Source organism: Thermogemmatispora argillosa, assembly GCF_059696725.1.
In genome coordinates this window covers 2,138,336-2,156,424 of record NZ_AP019377.1, presented here as the reverse complement: position 1 = coordinate 2,156,424, position 18,089 = coordinate 2,138,336, and the positions used below count along the sequence as shown (strand labels likewise).

Sequence of the window (18,089 nt, the reverse complement as noted above, 5' to 3'; positions counted from 1 at the left end):
AACTTACTGACTTCTTCCTGACCTACCTAGCCTGTTCACCAGGCGGCGGGTCAGTCACTTGCTAACCCGCCAGCCTGATCTGACGCGGTGAGCAGCAGCCAGACAGGCAGCGTTGTCTCTTATCTCTAGCGAGACAATGGCCGATGACCAGCGCGGCCAGGGTTGCTCTTGGCCGCCGGTGTGGGAAGGACCCCAAGCCAAGAAAGGAGCCAGGAGCAGGCCCGGGGCCAGGAGGCTGCTTATCCGCGCGACGCCTGTTGTTTGAAAGGAGCCATCCATGTTAGGACGGCTGCTCAGTGTCTGGTCTATTCCCGACCTGCGCAAGAAAATCATCTTTACGCTGGTCATCCTGCTACTCATGCGGGTGCTGGCCCATATCACGGTGCCGTTGACCCACCAGCAGGAGCAAACGCTAGCCAGCCTCTTCACGAGCGGTCAAAACCAGAATCTGGGCCAGTTACTCGGCCTCCTGGACATCTTTTCGGGGGGATCGCTCCAGACCTACTCGATCATTGCCATGAGCGTCTACCCCTACGTCACGGCGACCATCGTGATGCAGTTGCTGACGCCGATCATCCCGGCGCTCCAACGCCTCATGGAAGAGGGTGAGGCCGGACGGCTCAAGTTTAGCCAGATCACGCGCATCATCACGGTCCCGCTGGCCTTTCTCCAGGCGCTGGGTAGCGCGGCCATCTTTGTGAGAGTGGGCGTTCTCGACGCCAGCACCTTCAGCCTCTTTGGCCCCAACTGGCTACAGACGCTGGCCATTCTGCTCTCGCTGACCACGGGAACCATGATCCTGGTCTGGTTCGGCGAGCTGATCACCGAATATGGTGTCGGCAATGGTATCTCCATCATTATTCTGGGGAACATTGTCACCCGCTTGCCCACGCTGGTGCAGCAAGGCTATCTCTCCAGCACCACCACGGGCGGCACGAGCAGCAGCATTATCAATCTGGTCGTGCTTGGGATTATTACGGTGGTCACTATTGCCGGCATCGTCTACATTTACCTTGGGCAGCGACGTATTCCGATTCAGTATCCCACCAAGCGCATTGTCGGACGAGGGATGCTGGTCGGCTCGGCGCAGACCACCTATATTCCGATGATGGTGAACAGCGCCGGCATGATCCCGCTGATCTTCGCTAACTCGGTCTTGCTCTTCCCGACCGTCATCTCTCAGTATCTGGCCAGCAGCAATGCCAGTTGGTTGACGGCGGCGGCAAGCTGGGTCAGTAGCTATGTTCTCAATACGACCCTGCCCTGGTACTGGCTGGCCTACTTCGTGTTGGCGGTCGGATTCACCTACTTTTACGCCGAGCTGGTCTGGGATCAGCAGAACACTGCCGAGAGTCTGCAGAAGCAGGGCGCGCACATCCCCGGCTATCGCCCCGGCGAGCAGACGCGTGTCTACCTCAAGACGCTGCTGAGGCGGGTAACGTTTGGGGGGGCGCTCTTCCTGGGCATTCTGGCGGTGCTGCCCTATCTGGCCAGGACCCAGATGCTCAGCTCGACAGCCCTATTGGTTGTCGTAGCGGTAGCGCTAGACACCATCAGACAGCTTGAAGCACAGGTTGTAATGCGCAATTACTCGGGTTTCCTGTCGTAGGTCGGCGAGGCGCGATGTTGCGCCTCGTCCGCTTCCATCGGAGGAGAAACGGTGCTGATCATTCTCATTGGCGCTCAAGGGTCGGGCAAAGGGACCCAGGCGGAAGCGCTCTCTCAGGAACTTGGGATTCCGCATGTAGCCAGCGGAGATCTGTTTCGTAAGGAAGTCGCTGAAGGCACTGAGCTGGGCCTCAAAGCCAAAGACTATCTGGACCGTGGCGAGCTGGTCCCTGATGAGCTGACGATTGCCATGATCCTGGGTAGGCTGGCCCGTCCCGATTGTGCCAGGGGGGTCTTGCTAGATGGCTTCCCGCGAACCATTCCCCAGGCGGAGGCTCTGGATAAAGGGCTGCAAGCCGTTCAGAGGCAGGTCGATCTGGCCGTTTATCTGGAGGTGCCACGTGAGGAATTAGTGCGGCGGCTGTCAGGTCGCTACATCTGCCGCGCCTGCCAGCATGTCTACAACATCTATAGCAAGCCACCCAAGGTTCCGGGTGTCTGCGATATCGATGGAAGCGAACTCTACCAGCGCTCCGATGATGTTGGCGAGGCAGTCGAACGGCGCCTGGACATCTTCTTTAAGGAGACCATCCGCCTCCTCGACTACTACGCGGCTCAGGGGAAGCTGGTAAAGGTCAATGGTAATCAGAGCATCGAGGACGTTCATCAGGAGTTGCTCTCGACCATCAAACGCTATGACCAAGATCTGCATGGGTCGGCCTGATTGAGGAGAGAACGCTGATGGGTTCACGAAGACAAGGGCTGGCAGCCCTGGCCTTGGCTGGGGCGCGCTGGCCCAGCCAGCCCAGCTTCCAGCCCGGCCACCCATGAGGAGAGTTGATAGTGGCGATTATCCTAAAATCAAAGGAAGAGCGCGAGCGGATACGCGAGACGGGTCGCATTGTGGCCGCCATTCTGGCCGAGCTCCGTAGCGCCGTTCGTCCAGGGATCACCACCGGCGACCTGGATCGCCTGGCGGCGGAAGCATTGCAGCGCTATGGGGCAAAATCCAGCTCGCTCGGCTACCACGGCTATCCCGGTCACCTCTGCACATCCGTTAACGATGAGGTGGTGCATGGTATCCCGGGCAAGCGCGTACTCCAGGAAGGCGATATTATTAGTATCGACTTCGCCGCGAATTACCAGGGATGGCATGCCGATGCAGCCATCACGGTCGGCGTCGGCGAGATTAGTCCCGAGCTAAAGCGCCTGCTGAAGGTAACTGAAGATGCCCTCTATCGCGGGATCGCGGCGGCTCGGGCTGGTAACCGCTTGCTGGATATCAGTCGCGCTATTCAGCAGTTTGTGGAAAGCGCTGGCTTCTCGCTGGTACGCCAGTATGGAGGCCACGGCATTGGCCGCAGTATGCACGAAGATCCACAGGTCCTGAACTATGTGGAGCCTGGGCTGCCCAATCCAGTCCTGCGGCCCGGGATGGTGCTGGCAATCGAGCCGATGGTGAACATGGGCGGCAAGGAGACGCGCGTCTTGGCTGATCGCTGGACTGTGGTGACAGCGGACCATAGCTATTCCGCGCATTTCGAACATACGGTGGCGATCACTGAGGGCGATGCCGAGATCCTGACCCTTTGACGAGGACAAGGTAAGCGGGCAAAAATAGCGAACAAAAAGATCAGGGGAGCCGGAGAAGAGGACGGGGCCGCTGGCGTGGTGTGGCGTGGCCAGGCTCAGGCAGAACAGAGCGACTGTGCAGGCTCTGAGCGGGTTGGGCGACAGGGAAGACGGCGCGAGAGGCAGTATCGCGGGTGGTCGCTGCGCTGCCAGACAGACAGGCACCTGCTCCGACAAAGCTCATGCTGCTGGCCCTGTCAGCCTTCTGATGCTGGCTGAATCCTGTAGCTTGACCGGGGCGATCAGCCGCAGCCCCGCGGCGCGGCGGCGTCAACCGCCTCGTAAAGATAACGCTTGCTCGCTCAGCCGCGGAAAAAGGCACAGGTTGACCTCTCACTCTGGTAGAAAGAGGGTCTGCCCCTCGACTTTCTCAGAGGTTTGTGCTATAATTCGCAGTTGGTCGCAGCAGTCTTCCCTGCTGCTTTTTGCCACTCTGGAAAAGCACACAAGTCGTAGGGACAAACGACCTTCTCATAGAGAGCGAACTCGCCTTGTTTCCTCATACGTGGCGTAGTACAGGAGCGGGCCACCCGTCTCCTTGCTCGAACGAACGGGGCAGGTCCGTAGCCGGGGCGGTAGGTTGATGGATCTGGCAGCCTCGTATGAGGAATCCTTATCCGCCGGTCAGCCAGCTAGCCAGCCAACGCCAGCAGGAAGCGGGAAAGGGGAGGAGGGAGGAAGGAAGGAAAACGGCGGCAGGGTGAGGTGGTGAGTGAGGAGCGTAGATCGTTTGCGCATAACCTGCTGTTGGAAACGCTTCGGTGAGCCACTGCAACAGGTGACGACGAAAGGGTGCTATGCCAAAAAAGGATGAGATCGAGGTGGAGGGCGAAGTGACCGAAGCCCTCCCAAATGCAATGTTCAGGGTCAAGATCGACGAGAACCATCAGGTTCTGGCCACGTTGTCGGGACGTATCCGCATGAATTTTGTGCGTATCGTCCCCGGCGATCGGGTCAAGGTGGTGCTCTCGCCCTATGACCTGACGCGGGGCCGCATCACCTGGCGCGTCAAGCCCTGATTGAAGCGGCTCCCTGAATCGCCGCAGCCGCAGAGGCAGACAAGACAAGACAGGTTGGCCCTGTTGTTTCGCCGCTTCCTATGCTACGGCAAGGCGAGTAAGCTGCTTATTCTAATAAAAGTAGTTTTAGTGTGAGTGTCAGCAGAGCGCAGACAGAGAGCAGACTGTACCGCTTATCGCTGGCCGGGGCGCTGTGAACTGCATAGCGTGACCTGGCCCGAAGGATAGTGGCCCCTGCTCCTCGCTCCCATGTCGTACGCTCAGTCAGATCGCTCTGGCAGCGTTGCTGCTGCACCCGGATCAGGGAAGCGGCAGGCGCCTGCCACGGGCCGCCGCCTGCCGGACGGGGGAAGGAGCACGCCAGCGGCGGGCTGACTGGCGTGTGGGCGTCTCGTCGACACCTGCCCTTTCGTCTCCGGTTGCCTGCCTCGGTAACTCTGGATGAGTCTGGCTCTGCGCTGCTGCGTTCCGCTTCTCTCGCCTGGCTCGATTGACTGGATTCGCTTCAATCGCTTTGACGGAGCACATGAACATCGGGCAATCGGCTCAATGAAGAAAAAGCAAGCAAGGAAGGAGGGAGGGAGCCGTGAAGGTACGCGCCTCGGTGAAACCACGCTGCGAGCATTGCAAGGTCATTCGCCGCAATCGCGTGGTAATCGTGATTTGTACTAAAAACCCCAAGCATAAGCAGCGCCAGGGCTAGGCGGCGCCAGGAAAAGAGCTGCTCGCTGACCACGGTGGTGGCTGGCAGCGGTACGAGCTGACTTGGCGAGCGAGCTTGCTGCCGATACCAGCGGGACCAGGCAACCAGGCGCTGACAGGTGAGGCCGCCGACAAGCGTTGTCTTGTGCGCGGCTGTGGTCCTGCTTATGCTGTTTCCTACTGTCAGCAGGCGTCAGGCCGAAGGTTCTGCCTGTGGCCCGGCGGGCAGGAGCGCCGGCCGGAGATCAGGCAGTCGCCTACCAGACCAATAGCAATGCGCTGTTAGAGGACAGAGACGGGGCAGGCTAAACCTGCTACTGCGGCCTGAGCATCCCATGCTGACCGACCAGCGTTAAAGCTGCTCTGGCTAGTGGTCATCGCACGACTGGACTTGTTGTTATCGCCATACTATTGCCGAAAGCGCAAGCGTACCAGTTGCCTGGTAAGGGCAAATAAGGGAGTGAGCGGCCAAGCTCAAACAAGGAGCAGCAAGACGGGGCGGAGGCCAGCCCAACGGTCCCGGTCTATCTGATCTGGAGGAGAAGATGGCTAGAATTGCCGGAGTTGATATCCCACGCGAGAAACCGGTTGAGATCTCGCTGCGCTACATCTATGGGATCGGTCCTACGACCAGCCGGCAGATCCTGGAGAAGACCCATGTGAATCCGTCGAAGCGGGTGAAGGATCTGACCGAGGATGAGATCAACCGTATTCGCGAGGTCATTGATCGCGAGTACAAGGTTGAGGGTGATCTGCGACGCGAGGTCGAGCAGAATATCAAGCGCCTGATTGAGATCGGCTGCTATCGCGGCCTGCGCCATCGCCGCAATCTGCCAGTGCGTGGCCAGCGCACACGAACGAATGCGCGTACTCGCCGCGGCCCGCGGAAGACGGTGGCCGGCAAGAAGAAGGCTACGGCCAAGAAGTAATAGTAGTGGCCGTATCAGGCGCAGCTCTCCCTCTCCTGCCTTGGCTGACTGGCTATCAGCCACCATACCTGGTCTGTCTGCTGGCTTGCTTGCCTGTCAAGGCCTACAGGAGTAGCGGCTGACTTGACTACTTGGCGGGTGAGAGACGAACGGAACAACGGGCCGGAGAGGTATAGAGCTGCGCGGGGGCTGTTCCGTACGCTCAATTACAGAGCGAGTAAACGTTATTACGGGATATAGTGCTGGAGATAATTGTCGAGAATAAGCAGACCGTCTCACTGGAGGTAGAGATAAAGAGAATATGGCCGAGAAGAAGAAGCAGGCGGGCAAGCCGCGCAAGCGTGAACGGAAATCGGTGCCACGTGGCCAGGCACATATACAGGCGACCTTTAACAATACGATTGTCACCATAACCGACCCGAATGGGAATGTTATAGCCTGGAGCAGCGCCGGCTCCCAGGGCTTCAAGGGGTCGCGTAAGAGCACGCCCTATGCGGCGCAGGTAGCAGCCGAGGCGGCGGCTCGCAAAGCGATGGAGCACGGCATGCGCCAGGTTGAGGTCTATGTCAAGGGGCCTGGCTCTGGCCGCGAAACGGCGATCCGCTCGCTGCAGGCTACTGGTCTCAATGTTGTTTCGATCACAGATGTCACGCCGATTCCGCACAATGGCTGCCGACCGCCGAAGAGGCGTCGTGTGTAGGTGCGCTGTGCGATTGAACGTGTGAGGAGGAAAGAGCTAAAGATGGCACGCTATACTGGCCCTGTTTGCAAGCTGTGCAGACGTGAGGGGGTCAAACTGTTTCTGAAGGGCGAGAAGTGCCTGACCAATTGTACGCTGGAGCGGCGCAACACCCGACCCGGACAGCATGGCGGCAGCCGCCAGCGCAAGCTTTCAGGCTATGGAGCTCAGCTGCGCGAGAAGCAGAAGATTCGCCGCACCTACGGCGTCCTGGAACGTCAGTTCCGCCGACACTACAATGAGGCACTGCGCCGTCCGGGCCGCACGGGTGAGAACCTACTCCAGATTCTGGAGATGCGCCTAGACAATCTGGTCTATCGCCTGGGCTTTGCCGATTCGCGGGCGCAGGCGCGTCAGCTTGTCTCGCATGGCCATTTTGAGGTCAATGGTCGCAAAACAGATATCCCCTCGTTTGTGGCTAAGCCTGGGGATGTGATTGCCGTGCGCGAGCGCAGCAAGAGCCTGGAGTACTTCAAGACGCGCGCCCTGCAGCTATCGCAGAAGGCAGTACCAGGCTGGCTGAGCCTGGATATCGCCAACATGAGCGGGCGTGTGCTCTCGTTGCCCTCGCGTACCGATCTCGAACTGCCTTTTGAAGAGCAAATGGTGGTTGAGTATTATCAGGTTCGTTAAGCTCGCAAGAGAAGAAGCTGTTGTAGGCGGTGGTAGTACAAGAAAGGCAGGTTAGAACCTTGCAAGACATCACTCTGCCTTCGCGCATCAGGAATACGAAAACCCAGGGCAATTACGGGTGCTTCGACATCGAGCCGCTGGAGGCGGGGTACGGCGTCACGGTGGGCAATGCTCTCCGGCGTGTGCTCCTCTCGTCGCTGCCGGGCGCTGCTGTGACGTCGATCCGCATCGAGGGGGTGCAGCACGAGTTTCAGGATATCCCCAACGTCATGGAGGACGTGACGGATATCGTGCTCAATATCAAAAAGCTGCGCCTGCGTTGCTTCTCGGATCATCCGGTGACGATGCACCTGAACGTCTCCGGCGAGCGCGTGGTGACGGCGGCGGACATCACGGCGCCCAGCACGGTGGAGATTGTCAATCCTGATCTCTACATTGCGACGCTGGATAACGAGAATGCGCGCCTCGACATGGAGATGGTTGTCGAAACCGGGCGTGGCTACGTCCCCGCCGATTCTAAGGAGGACCAGCCGATCGGCGTCATCCCGGTCGATGCCATCTACTCCCCGGTCGAGAAGGTTAATTTCACCGTGGAGCATACGCGTGTCGGCCAGATGACGAACTATGAGAAGGTCGTCCTGGAGATCTGGACCGACGGCACGATCACGCCCGAGGAGGCTCTACGGCAGGGGGCCGATATCCTGGTGCGTCTCTTCTCGCAGCTCGCCAACTATCGCACTACCTTGACGACCGAGCAGGAGAAGCCGCCGCTGAGCAGTCTGCCGATTCCTCAGAAGATCTACGATACACCGATTGAGGAGCTTGACCTCTCGGTGCGCGCTTATAACTGCTTGAAGCGCAGCAATATTACGAAGGTCGGCCAGATCCTCTCGATGAATGAGGAAGATCTGCTGGGCGTGCGTAACTTTGGCGAGAAGAGCTTACAGGAGTTGCGTGATCGTTTGATCGCGCGCAACTTCCTGCCGACGAATCTGCGCGCCAGCACGGTCGGGGCCGAGATGAACGGCGATCACGAAAGGGAGGGTTAGTTAAGTTGAGGCATCGTGTTGCCGGTAATAAGCTGGGAATGCCGGAGCACCGCCGCCGCGCTGTCCGTCGCAGTCTGATGGCTGGGTTGCTCCGCTACGATCGAATCAATACTACCCTGGCCCGCGCCCGCGCGATTCGCGGCGAAGTCGAGCGACTGATCGCGACCGCTGTTGAGGGCCGCGCCGCGGCTCAGCGCCATCTGGCGCAGGTGGTTCCCGATGAGGAAAAGGCGGCCAAGCTGCTGGCTTTCGCTCGACGGGGCCGTTTCTCGCTTCATGATGAGGTGGCAACGAACGAGGAACGCGCCGCTATGGGCATGCCCCCGCTGACGGAGCAGGGCCGCAAGTTCCTGGAGAATAAGCTGAAGGAGCGCCGGATGGAGCTCCTGCGCATTATTCCCAAGGAGGATGAGGCGGAGCGGGCCCTGCGGGCTGCTTATGAGGCTTTGGTGATCGAGCTGCGGGCCCGACGCTATGTCTTGAGCCATCTGCCCGATGAGCTGGTGGTGCGCCGTCTCTTTGATGAGCTGGTGCCTCGCTATATGGGGCGCCCCGGTGGCTATACGCGCATCACAAAGCTGGGGCGGCGCAAGGGGGATGCCGCTGAAATCGCTCAGATTGCCCTGGTCTGAGAGACTTGAGGCGGCTGGTGGTCAGGCCTGGCTCCGCTCGCTGCTCCAACGGCTCCGGCCTGCTGGCAGCAGAATAGGGCGGGCCGGCTGGGGGACAGAGTGAGATCGCCTGAGCAGGCAGGTGCATGAAGCGGGATGCGATAGGGGGCGCCCAAGGCCTGGCAAGGCCGGCATATGCCGGCGAGCAAGCGCGCTTGCTCCGCGGCAGGCCTCGCGGCTGGCTGATTGGTGGACTGGGGACGGAGAGCGCTGCCCGGTGCTGACCAGACGAGGCCAGACCTCGGATGAGGAAGCAATCTGGCGGGATCAGGGTCGCCGTAGAGGGCAGACCGCCGATTCCCTCTTTTGCCTGCTCTGGCTGGTTCGTAACGACGGCTGGTTGGCTGGCTGGCGAGCGAACCGGGAGGGAGGCAAGGCAAGAGAACCTCTTGAGTGAGGAGCAGATAAGCCTCGGAGGTATGGAGGAGCAAGGTCGAGGCAAGAAGGTATGGGGGCAGCTTTGGACCGCGCTCTCTGGCTCTAGCGGTCTCTAATATGGTCTTCAGTAGCGCTTGCTTCCTCCATTCTGAAGCGTCCTCTGTTGGCTTGGGGCGCGGCCGGCCTGGTTGAGGGGGCTGACCGAGCGACGTAGTGATAGTGGTGGCCCTCGCATGGAAGGCAGGCCAGGAGCATGAGGGGCAGGAGGTAGGCAGCGCGAGCCAGTGCAAATGAGACGCGATTGCCGAGGTTGCAAGAGATTAGTGTATGAATATCGCCTGTGGCATTGAGTACGATGGCACAGACTATCACGGCTTCCAGCGCCAGCCAGCCGCCCACGGCCCCACGGTTCAGGGGGTGCTGGAGACCGCCATTGCGCGCATTGCTGGTGAGCGGGTTGTAGTGCATGGTGCCGGGCGCACGGATGCTGGTGTCCATGCCTCGGGCCAGGTGATCAACTTCCATACGACGGCGCGACTCGCTCCCGACGTCTGGGTACGGGCCTTGAATGCTACCCTGCCACCAACGGTGGTCGTGCGCTGGGCGCGTGAGGTGCCTGAGCGCTTTCATGCTCGCTTCAGCGCCGTTAGTCGCTCTTATCGTTATACGATTTGGAATGATACGATTCCAACGGCCCTCCTGGCTCGTTTCACGTACCATCGTTCTCAGACGCTGGCGGTCGATCTCATGGCGGAGGCCTGCCGCTATCTGCTAGGGACCAAAGATTTCGGGGCCTTTGGGCATAGTCCCGAGGATGCCTCTCATCCCGATGAGGCTGGCCCGCACCACTGTATTCGCACGATGCTGGCGGCGTCCTGTGTGCGCTATGGCGCCTGCATCTTCTGTGACTTTACGGCCAATGCCTTTCTGACTGGTATGGTGCGCCGTATAGTGGGGACGCTCCTGTTGGTCGGTCAGGGACGGCTCAGCCTGGAAGAGTTCGCGGCCATTGTTCAGCGGGCCGATCGTTCCCATCCTGGGGTGGCGGTACCGGCGCGTGGGCTGTGCCTGGTAGGCGTCTCCTATCCCAAGGAGCTGGGGCTGCCAGAGCCGCGTTTGACGCTGCCAACCGCTGTCTGGCCCGCTTTGGTGGGTGTTGGCGCAGAGCCGCAGCCCGACGCAGGTCCGTCTGCTCCTTGCTGAAGACTGGGGCAAGGGAGGGGAAGGCGGCAGCGACAAGTCTGGCTGTCTGTCTGCCTGGCCGGGCTTGCGCTTCGGCGCTCTGCGATCTGATGCTGTCTGAGTGAGCAAGCAAGATTGCGTTGTTTTGGGAGATGTGACCTATGAGAAAGACCTATAGCGCCAGGGCTGCTGACCTGCGCCCGAAGTGGTATATCATTGATGCTGAGGGGCAGGTATTGGGCCGGCTGGCGTCGCAAATTGCGACAATTCTGCGCGGCAAGCATAAACCGACGTTTACTCCGCATATGCCCTGCGGCGATTATGTGATCGTGATCAATGCCGATAAGATCGCCGTGACGCGCGGGCGCCTCGATAAAAAAGTCTACTTTCGCCATACCCAGTACCCTGGTGGGGTGAAGTTGCGAACGCTTCGCCAGGTGCTCGAGGGTCCTCATCCTGAGCGCGCCTTGATTCATGCGGTGCGCGGTATGGTGATGCATAATAGCCTGGGCAACCAGTTGATGCGGCGGCTGAAGGTCTATGCTGGCCCTACCCATCCGCACCAGGCGCAGAAGCCTATCCCCTGGCGCGGACCGCAGGCCCTGCTGGAAGAGTATCTTTCGGAGCAGCCGCCTGCTTCTAGCGAAAAGTAAGTAAGTAAGTAAGCAGCCTGTGCTGCTGCTGCTGCTCTTGTCGCTTGACTTACGGACTGTTCGAGATGCAAGAAGAAGGAAGGGAGAGGAGTACAGACCTTGGCTGAGAGCACCAAACTGGAGCTGCCTAAAGGGGAATACTACTATGGGATGGGACGGCGCAAGACAGCTGTGGCGCGCGTGCGTCTTTATCCCAATGGAAGCGGCAGGATCATCGTCAACGGGCGCGATTTCCACAATTACTTTGGGAACCGCGAATCGGTGGTGGCGACTGCTCTTGCCCCGCTCCGCTTGCTTGATTTGACCAATGCTTACGATATCTCTGTGCGGGTGCTTGGTGGAGGGCTGAGTGGCCAGGCTGGCGCGATGCGCCATGCGTTGGCACGGGCCTTGCTGCGCATCAATCCTGATTGGAAAAGCGCCTTGCGCAAGGCTGGTTTTTTGACGCGCGATCCGCGCGTGAAGGAGCGCAAGAAGCCAGGTTTGAAGCGTGCGCGCAAAGCGCCACAGTACACCAAGCGTTAAAACCCGACCCGGTTCTGCTGTTGGCTGCCGCGCTTGCTCTTACCGCGTTCTGGCGCTGAGGCGGGGAACAAGCGGAAGTGGCGGCAAGGAACGGGGAGCTGGCGAGTGCTGTCCTGCCGTTCTGCGAAAGGCCAGAGATGGTGACGGAGCGGGCTGTACGCCCACAGGAAAAAACAGGAGCGGGGAAAGCTGAGTGACCCCGCGCCTGTTTTTTTTTGTTGGAGATGCGTCGTGGTCCCTGAGCCGCTGCGGTCTCTGTCTGTAGCAGGAACTGGCTTAGCTGGTGCTAGCGGGGACGCTGCTGTAGACAGGGGTACACCAGCGCGCCCTATATTCTGGTCGCTTGCCGCGCACGACCTCGAAGTAGAGATCTTGCAGCGCCTTACTGATGGGTCCAATCTGGCCGTTGCCGACGGGGCGATGGTCCACCTCTACGACGGGAGCGATTTGGGCGCCGGTGCCGCACAGGAAGATCTCCTCAGCGTTGTACAGCTCGGTGCGATCGATGCTGCGCTCACGTGTGACGCGCCCCAGCTCGCGACGCGCCAGCTCCATGACGGTGTCGCGGGTGATCCCGAGCAGGATATTTTCGGTTGGGGCGGGGGTGACCAGTTCGCCATTCAGCACCAGGAAGATATTTTCAGCGCTGCCTTCGGAGACATGGCCATCGTGAGTGAGCATAATGGCCTCATCGTAGCCGTTTTGCAGCGCTTCACTCTTGGCCAGAGCCGAATTGACGTAGGCGCCGCAGACCTTAGCGCGTGCAGGAATGGCATTGTCATCGATGCGTCGCCAGCTTGAGACGCAGCAGCGCAGGCCTGTGGTGGAGACGTAGTCGCCAAACGGCTCAGCGGTAATCAGAAAGCTATCGCTGATGCCATGCAGGCGCACGCCGATCGTTTGATCGCTCTTATAAGCGACGGGACGGATATAGATATCCTGGCGCTGGTTGTTGCGGCGCACCAGCTCGACGGTGATCTCTAGCAACTGCTCGACGGTGTAGGGGAGCTTGATTTGCAGCGTCTTACAGGAGCGCAGCAGGCGCTCATAGTGTTCGCGAGCACGGAACAGATAGAGCTGCTGATCTTGTGCATTCCAGTAGCCACGGATGCCCTCGAAACAGCCAGTGCCGTAGGCAAAGCCGTGGGTGCGTACGGAGATCACGCCGCGCTCGGCAGGAATGAATTCGCCGTTCATGAAGAGTTCTAGGGCTTCCATCGCTGTTCTGGCAGAAAGCTCCATTGCTCTCTGCCTTCCCTCCTTCTCTGAATAAAGCTGTGAGTGGTTGCCTTGCCTGTGACCTGCTCACTCAGCAGAGCCTGGCTCGGCCTCGGTAGTCTGATCAGGTTGGGTGAGGCTAAGTATCATTGGCCGCTTAGCAAAGCTGCTGAGTAAGGAACTGGGCCGGGCTTGAGCCAGCAGGTCAAGGCTGCGAGCAAGCCGGCGAGCTGGCTGGCTGCTGGTTGGCTAAAGACTAAAGAATCGTTTTGCCCAGAGCGGAGAGCACCAGCCCGACAGCAAGCGAGGCGGTCGCGTTCTCGCGGTCCAGAATCGGATTGACTTCGACCACGTCCATTGAACAGAGTTGACCGCAGGCGGCCAGTAGCTCCATCGAAAGATGGGCCTCGCGGTAGCTGAGGCCGCCGCGTACCGGCGTTCCCACCCCCGGCGCTTCGCTGGGATCGAGCGCGTCCAGGTCGAGGCTGAGATGGATACGTCTGCCATTGTGCCCGGCCACCTCGATAGCTTCTTCCATGATGGCAGAGATACCGCGGCGGTCAATGTCGGTCATCGTAAAGACGTGGATGCGATTGGCGCGCAGCAATTCGCGCTCACCGGGGTCGAGATCGCGCACACCGACGATGGCGATATGCTGGGGGTTGACCTTGGGGGTGCGGCCAGCCAGGTGGACAAGGCGCTCATGACCCAGACCGGCCAGGGCGGCCAGCACCATGCCATGAATGTTGCCAGAAGGGGTAGTTTCCGGGGTATTGAAATCGCCGTGGGCGTCGATCCAGATGACGCCAACGTCGCCATCATAGAAGCTGGAAACCCCCGTGATGGAGCCAAGGGCGATGCTGTGGTCTCCACCCAAAACAAGCGGCAGATCGCCTTCCTGCAGAGCTTGATTGACGGCTGCCGCTAGCTCTTCTGCCACCTGGACGATCGGCTCCAGGTACTTGACATGTGGGTCACCGGCTGGCTGGTTTTCAGGGAGGGGGACGTGCAGATTGCCGATATCTTTGACACTGTGGCCTAGCGCACGGAGTTTCTCGTGAAGGCCGGCATAGCGGATAGCACTTACCCCGATATCCACACCGCGTCGATCTGCCCCGAGGTCCATCGGCACGCCAATCACACGAATCTGCATCTGTTTGCTTACCCTCCTGTTCGCCATTGAACAGTGTGATATTCCTTTCTCCATTATAGCCCTGGCTCAGGGCCTTGTCCATCAGCCAATTGCTCCCAAAATCGCCGCGCGAGGCAGCCATTGTCTTGCTCGCTGGAGAGAAGAGGATCGATCAGGTCAGTGGCGGCCCACAAAGCTGACCAGGAGGCGACAGGTGAGGTTAGATGGCCAAGGTGGGCAAGCGGCTGCAGGCCTAGGCCTTGACTTGTCGCCGAAGACGAGCGCGCTATACAATAAAAACTATCTCGCTTGCTTTGCCTTGCCTGATACTTTAGTCAGGCTAGCCTCTGTGGCCCAAGCGCAGGGTGGGCCGTGCCTGCTGGCCTGCGGCCTGCACCTGGAAAAGAGATCGGGGGAAGGCTGAAAGGCGCGCTACTCTAGCTACTTCCCTTGTTGTGGAGAAGGAGGCGCTTGTCGTGTATCGCTGGTTGCATGCTTTCCATTGTGGGAGCCATCGCCAGGGAGAGGCGGCGGCTCCAAGCCGGCTGCCGACAAGGAGGTCATCATCATCCGCTCCCTGGCTCAGGGGTGTACTGTTGGGAGCTGCCTTCTGGTGGCTCATGCTGCTCCTCGCTGCTTGTGGCGGGAGTTCTTCGCCCTCCACTACCGCTCAGCAGCCTCTGCCCGCGGGGCAGCAGGTGCTACTTTTCCCGAACGTCGGCACAAAGGACATCAGTACTCTGGACCCGGCGCAGGGACCCGATGCCAATTCGGCGCTGGCGGTCAATATGATCTATAGCGGGCTGGTACGTGCGACCGCCGATCTAAGTGTGGTCCCTGATCAGGCGACATGGCAAATCTCGTCTGATCAGCGTGTCTATACCTTTCATCTCAAACCAGGTATTGCTTTTTCTGACGGGACCCCAGTTACTGCTCAAACCTATGTCTTTACTCTGACGCGCCAGCTCTTGCCAGAAGTGAAATCGCCTATTGCCTCCTTCTTTGAGGGCTTTATTGCTGGTGCGGCAGATGTGGCTGCCGGCAAGACGCGAACGCTGAGCGGGGTACGCGCACTAGATAACTTAACGCTCCAGATCACCCTGACTCGTCCGACACCTTTCTTCCTGGAGGTGCTGACGAACCCGCTCTTTGATCCATTAAATCCCGCCGTGATTCAGAAATATGGTCAAGCAAACTGGGCGAGCCAAGCGGCGGGCAATGCGCTCGGCACGGGGCCATTCATGGTGAAGAGCTGGCTTCACAATGTCAAGATGGTGTTGGTACCCAATCCCCACTACTACGGCCCGAAGCCGAGGCTACGTGAGGTCGATATGCTCTTTGTGAGCGATCCGGCGACAGCCTTCAAAGCCTACGAGGCCCATCAGTATAGCTTTATCTGGAATATTCCTCCTGACGAGCTTGGGCGGGCCCGTCAGATGCCGGGCTTCGTGCAGCGCTCGCTGTTACAGACCGACCTGCTCTTCTTCTACACGCGCAAACCGCCCTTTGATAAGACCGCGGTGCGGCAGGCTTTCGCCTATGCGATCGACAAGAAGACCCTGGCCCACGCCATCTTTAAAGATGCGGTGCTGCCGGCCAACACGATTATCCCTCCTGGCATGCCCGGCTACCAGGCCGACTATACGGGGCTGCCCTACGACCGGGCCAGGGCGCGTAGCCTCTTGCTATCGGTCTATCCCGATAGCAGTAAGGTCCCGCCCATCGTCTTCACCTACCCATCATCGCAGGTCTCGCAGAGCGAGGCTGCTGCCCTGCAGCAGATGTGGCAGAGCGCGCTAGGTCTTCAGGTCAAGCTGCGCGCTATGGATCTGACGACCTACAATGACGAACTCTCGAAGCACCTGGTGCAGATGGGCTTTATCCAGTGGACCGCCGATTTTCCCGATCCCTATGATTGGCTGACGCTGAACCTCACCACTGGCTCTCCCAATAATAACGGCGAGTGGAGCAATCCACAATTTGATCACCTGGTGGCCCAAGCCGAGCAGGAGAGCGGTGAGGCGCGTTTGCGCACCTATAACGAGGCGGAGCGAGTGGCTATCGAAGATGTCGGCTGGTTGCCGCTGGATCATCAGGCGCTCGCGGCAGTGATCCCTGCCTGGCTTCACGGGGTGACGCTCAATGGTCTGGGCCTCTACTTCGGCGATTGGTCTGCTGTCTATCTGCTTCAGCATTAGTTACAACAACGAGGGAGCTTCTCGCTGTCTGACTGAGGAGAGAGGCAGTCAGGGCCAGCATCGCCTTGAAGGCCACCGCGCTGCGATGGTATAATAGAGCTGCCACGTTCATCATTGTGCTTGAAAGCAAGCGAGGTGCAGCGCCCTCCGATCATGCCGCCCGCCGGGAACGGCGGGCTTTGTTATGCGGCTGTCAGGAGCTGGCGAGCCTGAAAGCCTCTGCTGTCCTGCTTGCTGGCCGTAGCGCACTCTCTGAGACTCTTGTCATTGCTCCCTTTGGAGAACCTCTCGTTCTCCCATTGTCGGGTGGCAGGAAGCGAGGACGCTTCCAGACTTGTGGTATGCATTATCTGTATGCAGCGAGGCATACGAGCCTGGCCCCAGCCAATCGGCAAAGAACCGCGCGTAGGTGGAAGGCAGGCGCAATTTGAGCGAGCGTCAGCCTGCTTGAGCTTGCTAGCTGCCGACGTCTTTCCTGGCTGACCAGGCGCATTTCTGAGGAGGTTCTAAACGCGATGGCTGTTGATATCCTCAACCCCTATGAAGTAGCAGTTGCTCAGTTTGACGAAGCCGCCGAAATGCTGGGCCTCTCGCAAGCCATGCGAGCTATTCTGCGCAAGCCTAAGCGGGAGCTCATCGTCAATTTCCCTGTGCGCATGGATAACGGCGATGTCCAGATGTTTACTGGCTACCGTGTCCAGCACAACATCAATCGCGGCCCCGCGAAAGGCGGCATTCGCTTTAGCCCCGATGTCTCGCTAGACGAAGTACGGGCCCTTGCCATGTGGATGACGTGGAAATGTGCCGTAGTGGGAATTCCCTTCGGGGGAGCCAAGGGAGGTGTCGTCTGCGACCCGCATAAACTCTCACGCAGCGAGCTGGAACGTCTCACCAGACGCTATGCGACCGAGATCTCCATTCTGATTGGCCCCAACAGCGATATTCCCGCCCCCGACATGAACACGAACCCGCAGATTATGGCCTGGATTATGGATACCTATTCCATGCATCGGGGCTATTCGGTGCCCGAAGTCGTCACAGGGAAACCGCTCTCGATTGGGGGCAGCGAAGGGCGTCTGGAAGCAACGGCGCGCGGCGTGCAGGTGGTGACGCGCGAGGCACTGCTGAGCCTGGGCATGCAGCTCGAAGGAGCCAGGGTCGTCATCCAGGGCTTTGGCAACGTTGGAGGCAACTCAGCCCGACTGCTGCAGTCCCTTGGCTGTAAGATTGTTGGCCTGAGCGACATCAGCGGCGGCGTCTATAACCCCAATGGCATTGATGTCATGCGCGCACTGCGCTACTCGCAAGAGCATGGCGGTCTGCGCGGCCTACCCGATAGCGAGCAAGTAACCAATCAGGAACTGCTGGAGCTGCCCTGCGATGTGCTGATCCCGGCGGCGCTAGAGAATCAGCTGACGGCCCAAAATGCCCCGCGTGTCAAGGCCCGTCTCATCATTGAGGCTGCCAATGGACCAACGACCCCCGAGGCTGATCGCATCTTTCAGGACCGCGGCATTACGGTCGTGCCCGATATCCTGGCCAATGCCGGCGGAGTGACCGTCAGCTATTTCGAATGGGTTCAGGATCTGCAGCGCTTTTTCTGGTCGGAAGACGAAATTAATCAGCGCCTGGAGCGCATCATGGTGCGCTCGTTTCAGGCGGTCAAAGAGCGTGCCGAGCGCCAACGTACCAGCCTGCGGATGGGGGCTTACTTGCTGGCTGTTGCGCGGGTCGCCGAGGCTACCGAAGCGCGTGGCATCTATCCCTAATCGGGAGAAGCTGTCTCGCATTGCTGCGAACGAGCGCTGTCGAGAGCGGCAG

Annotated in this window: 17 protein-coding genes; 15 read left to right on the top strand and 2 right to left on the bottom strand. The window is 59.6% G+C overall.

The genetic code is table 11. From position 1 onward, the window contains the following. The first annotated feature begins 277 nt into the window (after positions 1 to 277). From secY to rpsI, 13 genes are all read left to right on the top strand, one after another. Positions 278 to 1,609, top strand: a complete 1,332-nt coding sequence (secY, locus tag AC6H1L_RS08420) for a preprotein translocase subunit SecY (protein ID WP_497601063.1) — start codon at positions 278 to 280, stop codon at positions 1,607 to 1,609. A 51-nt stretch (positions 1,610 to 1,660) separates the two neighbouring features. Further along, positions 1,661 to 2,332 (top strand): adenylate kinase, encoded by a 672-nt coding sequence (locus AC6H1L_RS08415; protein ID WP_497601062.1) that lies wholly within the window; start codon positions 1,661 to 1,663, stop codon positions 2,330 to 2,332. Positions 2,333 to 2,451: 119 nt separating this feature from the next. After that, positions 2,452 to 3,201, top strand: a complete 750-nt coding sequence (gene map, locus AC6H1L_RS08410) for a type I methionyl aminopeptidase (RefSeq protein WP_297160148.1) — start codon at positions 2,452 to 2,454, stop codon at positions 3,199 to 3,201. An 836-nt stretch (positions 3,202 to 4,037) separates the two neighbouring features. Beyond that, complete coding sequence (infA, locus tag AC6H1L_RS08405; protein ID WP_052890653.1) at positions 4,038 to 4,259, top strand: translation initiation factor IF-1; 222 nt, start codon at positions 4,038 to 4,040, stop codon at positions 4,257 to 4,259. 586 nt (positions 4,260 to 4,845) lie between these two features. After that, positions 4,846 to 4,962 (top strand): 50S ribosomal protein L36, encoded by a 117-nt coding sequence (gene rpmJ / locus AC6H1L_RS08400; protein WP_112431582.1) that lies wholly within the window; start codon positions 4,846 to 4,848, stop codon positions 4,960 to 4,962. Between the two features lie 544 nt (positions 4,963 to 5,506). Beyond that, positions 5,507 to 5,890, top strand: coding sequence for a 30S ribosomal protein S13 (rpsM, locus tag AC6H1L_RS08395; RefSeq protein ID WP_322480700.1), 384 nt, complete (start codon positions 5,507 to 5,509; stop codon positions 5,888 to 5,890). A 301-nt stretch (positions 5,891 to 6,191) separates the two neighbouring features. Next, positions 6,192 to 6,590 carry a 30S ribosomal protein S11 gene (gene rpsK, locus AC6H1L_RS08390; RefSeq protein WP_497601061.1) on the top strand — a complete coding sequence of 133 codons (399 nt, stop codon included), beginning with the start codon at positions 6,192 to 6,194 and terminating at the stop codon, positions 6,588 to 6,590. Between the two features lie 42 nt (positions 6,591 to 6,632). Continuing rightward, positions 6,633 to 7,262: a 30S ribosomal protein S4 gene (rpsD, locus tag AC6H1L_RS08385; RefSeq protein WP_322480702.1), complete on the top strand. Its 630-nt coding sequence runs from the start codon at positions 6,633 to 6,635 to the stop codon at positions 7,260 to 7,262. A 59-nt stretch (positions 7,263 to 7,321) separates the two neighbouring features. Continuing rightward, a complete protein-coding gene (locus AC6H1L_RS08380) occupies positions 7,322 to 8,311 on the top strand; it encodes a DNA-directed RNA polymerase subunit alpha (RefSeq protein ID WP_322480730.1) in 990 nt (329 codons plus the stop codon). A gap of 5 nt (positions 8,312 to 8,316) precedes the next feature. Beyond that, positions 8,317 to 8,943: a bL17 family ribosomal protein gene (locus AC6H1L_RS08375; RefSeq protein ID WP_497601060.1), complete on the top strand. Its 627-nt coding sequence runs from the start codon at positions 8,317 to 8,319 to the stop codon at positions 8,941 to 8,943. Positions 8,944 to 9,687: 744 nt separating this feature from the next. Next, entirely contained in the window at positions 9,688 to 10,563 is an 876-nt protein-coding gene (gene truA, locus AC6H1L_RS08370) for a tRNA pseudouridine(38-40) synthase TruA (protein WP_497601059.1), read from the top strand. Positions 10,564 to 10,703: 140 nt separating this feature from the next. Next, positions 10,704 to 11,195, top strand: a complete 492-nt coding sequence (gene rplM, locus AC6H1L_RS08365) for a 50S ribosomal protein L13 (RefSeq protein ID WP_497601058.1) — start codon at positions 10,704 to 10,706, stop codon at positions 11,193 to 11,195. 150 nt (positions 11,196 to 11,345) lie between these two features. Then, positions 11,346 to 11,720 (top strand): 30S ribosomal protein S9, encoded by a 375-nt coding sequence (rpsI, locus tag AC6H1L_RS08360; RefSeq protein ID WP_497601526.1) that lies wholly within the window; start codon positions 11,346 to 11,348, stop codon positions 11,718 to 11,720. 276 nt (positions 11,721 to 11,996) lie between these two features. Here rpsI and AC6H1L_RS08355 read toward each other — a convergent pair whose 3' ends face one another. Then, positions 11,997 to 12,938 (bottom strand): branched-chain amino acid transaminase, encoded by a 942-nt coding sequence (locus AC6H1L_RS08355; RefSeq protein ID WP_497601057.1) that lies wholly within the window; start codon positions 12,936 to 12,938, stop codon positions 11,997 to 11,999. Between the two features lie 256 nt (positions 12,939 to 13,194). Continuing rightward, a complete protein-coding gene (gene rocF / locus AC6H1L_RS08350; protein WP_497601056.1) occupies positions 13,195 to 14,091 on the bottom strand; it encodes an arginase in 897 nt (298 codons plus the stop codon). Positions 14,092 to 14,546: 455 nt separating this feature from the next. On the opposite strand from rocF, the gene AC6H1L_RS08345 reads away from it, so the two are divergent. Together AC6H1L_RS08345 and AC6H1L_RS08340 are read left to right on the top strand one after the other, a co-directional pair. Further along, on the top strand, positions 14,547 to 16,268 hold the full coding sequence (locus AC6H1L_RS08345) for a peptide ABC transporter substrate-binding protein (RefSeq protein WP_497601055.1): 1,722 nt from the start codon (positions 14,547 to 14,549) through the stop codon (positions 16,266 to 16,268). Between the two features lie 515 nt (positions 16,269 to 16,783). Further along, complete coding sequence (locus AC6H1L_RS08340; protein ID WP_497601054.1) at positions 16,784 to 18,037, top strand: Glu/Leu/Phe/Val family dehydrogenase; 1,254 nt, start codon at positions 16,784 to 16,786, stop codon at positions 18,035 to 18,037. Positions 18,038 to 18,089: the final 52 nt, after the last annotated feature.

What these genes read in the sequence shown, in the direction of transcription:
- AC6H1L_RS08355 (WP_497601057.1), bottom strand. Translation starts at nt 12,938, where the DNA reads ATGGAAGCCCTAGAACTCTTCATGAACGGCGAATTCATTCCTGCCGAG.
- AC6H1L_RS08340 (WP_497601054.1), top strand. Translation starts at nt 16,784, where the DNA reads ATGGCTGTTGATATCCTCAACCCCTATGAAGTAGCAGTTGCTCAGTTT.
- rpsK (WP_497601061.1), top strand. Translation starts at nt 6,192, where the DNA reads ATGGCCGAGAAGAAGAAGCAGGCGGGCAAGCCGCGCAAGCGTGAACGG.
- rpsI (WP_497601526.1), top strand. Translation starts at nt 11,346, where the DNA reads ATGGGACGGCGCAAGACAGCTGTGGCGCGCGTGCGTCTTTATCCCAAT.
- rplM (WP_497601058.1), top strand. Translation starts at nt 10,704, where the DNA reads ATGAGAAAGACCTATAGCGCCAGGGCTGCTGACCTGCGCCCGAAGTGG.
- rocF (WP_497601056.1), bottom strand. Translation starts at nt 14,091, where the DNA reads ATGCAGATTCGTGTGATTGGCGTGCCGATGGACCTCGGGGCAGATCGA.
- rpsM (WP_322480700.1), top strand. Translation starts at nt 5,507, where the DNA reads ATGGCTAGAATTGCCGGAGTTGATATCCCACGCGAGAAACCGGTTGAG.
- rpsD (WP_322480702.1), top strand. Translation starts at nt 6,633, where the DNA reads ATGGCACGCTATACTGGCCCTGTTTGCAAGCTGTGCAGACGTGAGGGG.
- infA (WP_052890653.1), top strand. Translation starts at nt 4,038, where the DNA reads ATGCCAAAAAAGGATGAGATCGAGGTGGAGGGCGAAGTGACCGAAGCC.
- secY (WP_497601063.1), top strand. Translation starts at nt 278, where the DNA reads ATGTTAGGACGGCTGCTCAGTGTCTGGTCTATTCCCGACCTGCGCAAG.
- truA (WP_497601059.1), top strand. Translation starts at nt 9,688, where the DNA reads ATGAATATCGCCTGTGGCATTGAGTACGATGGCACAGACTATCACGGC.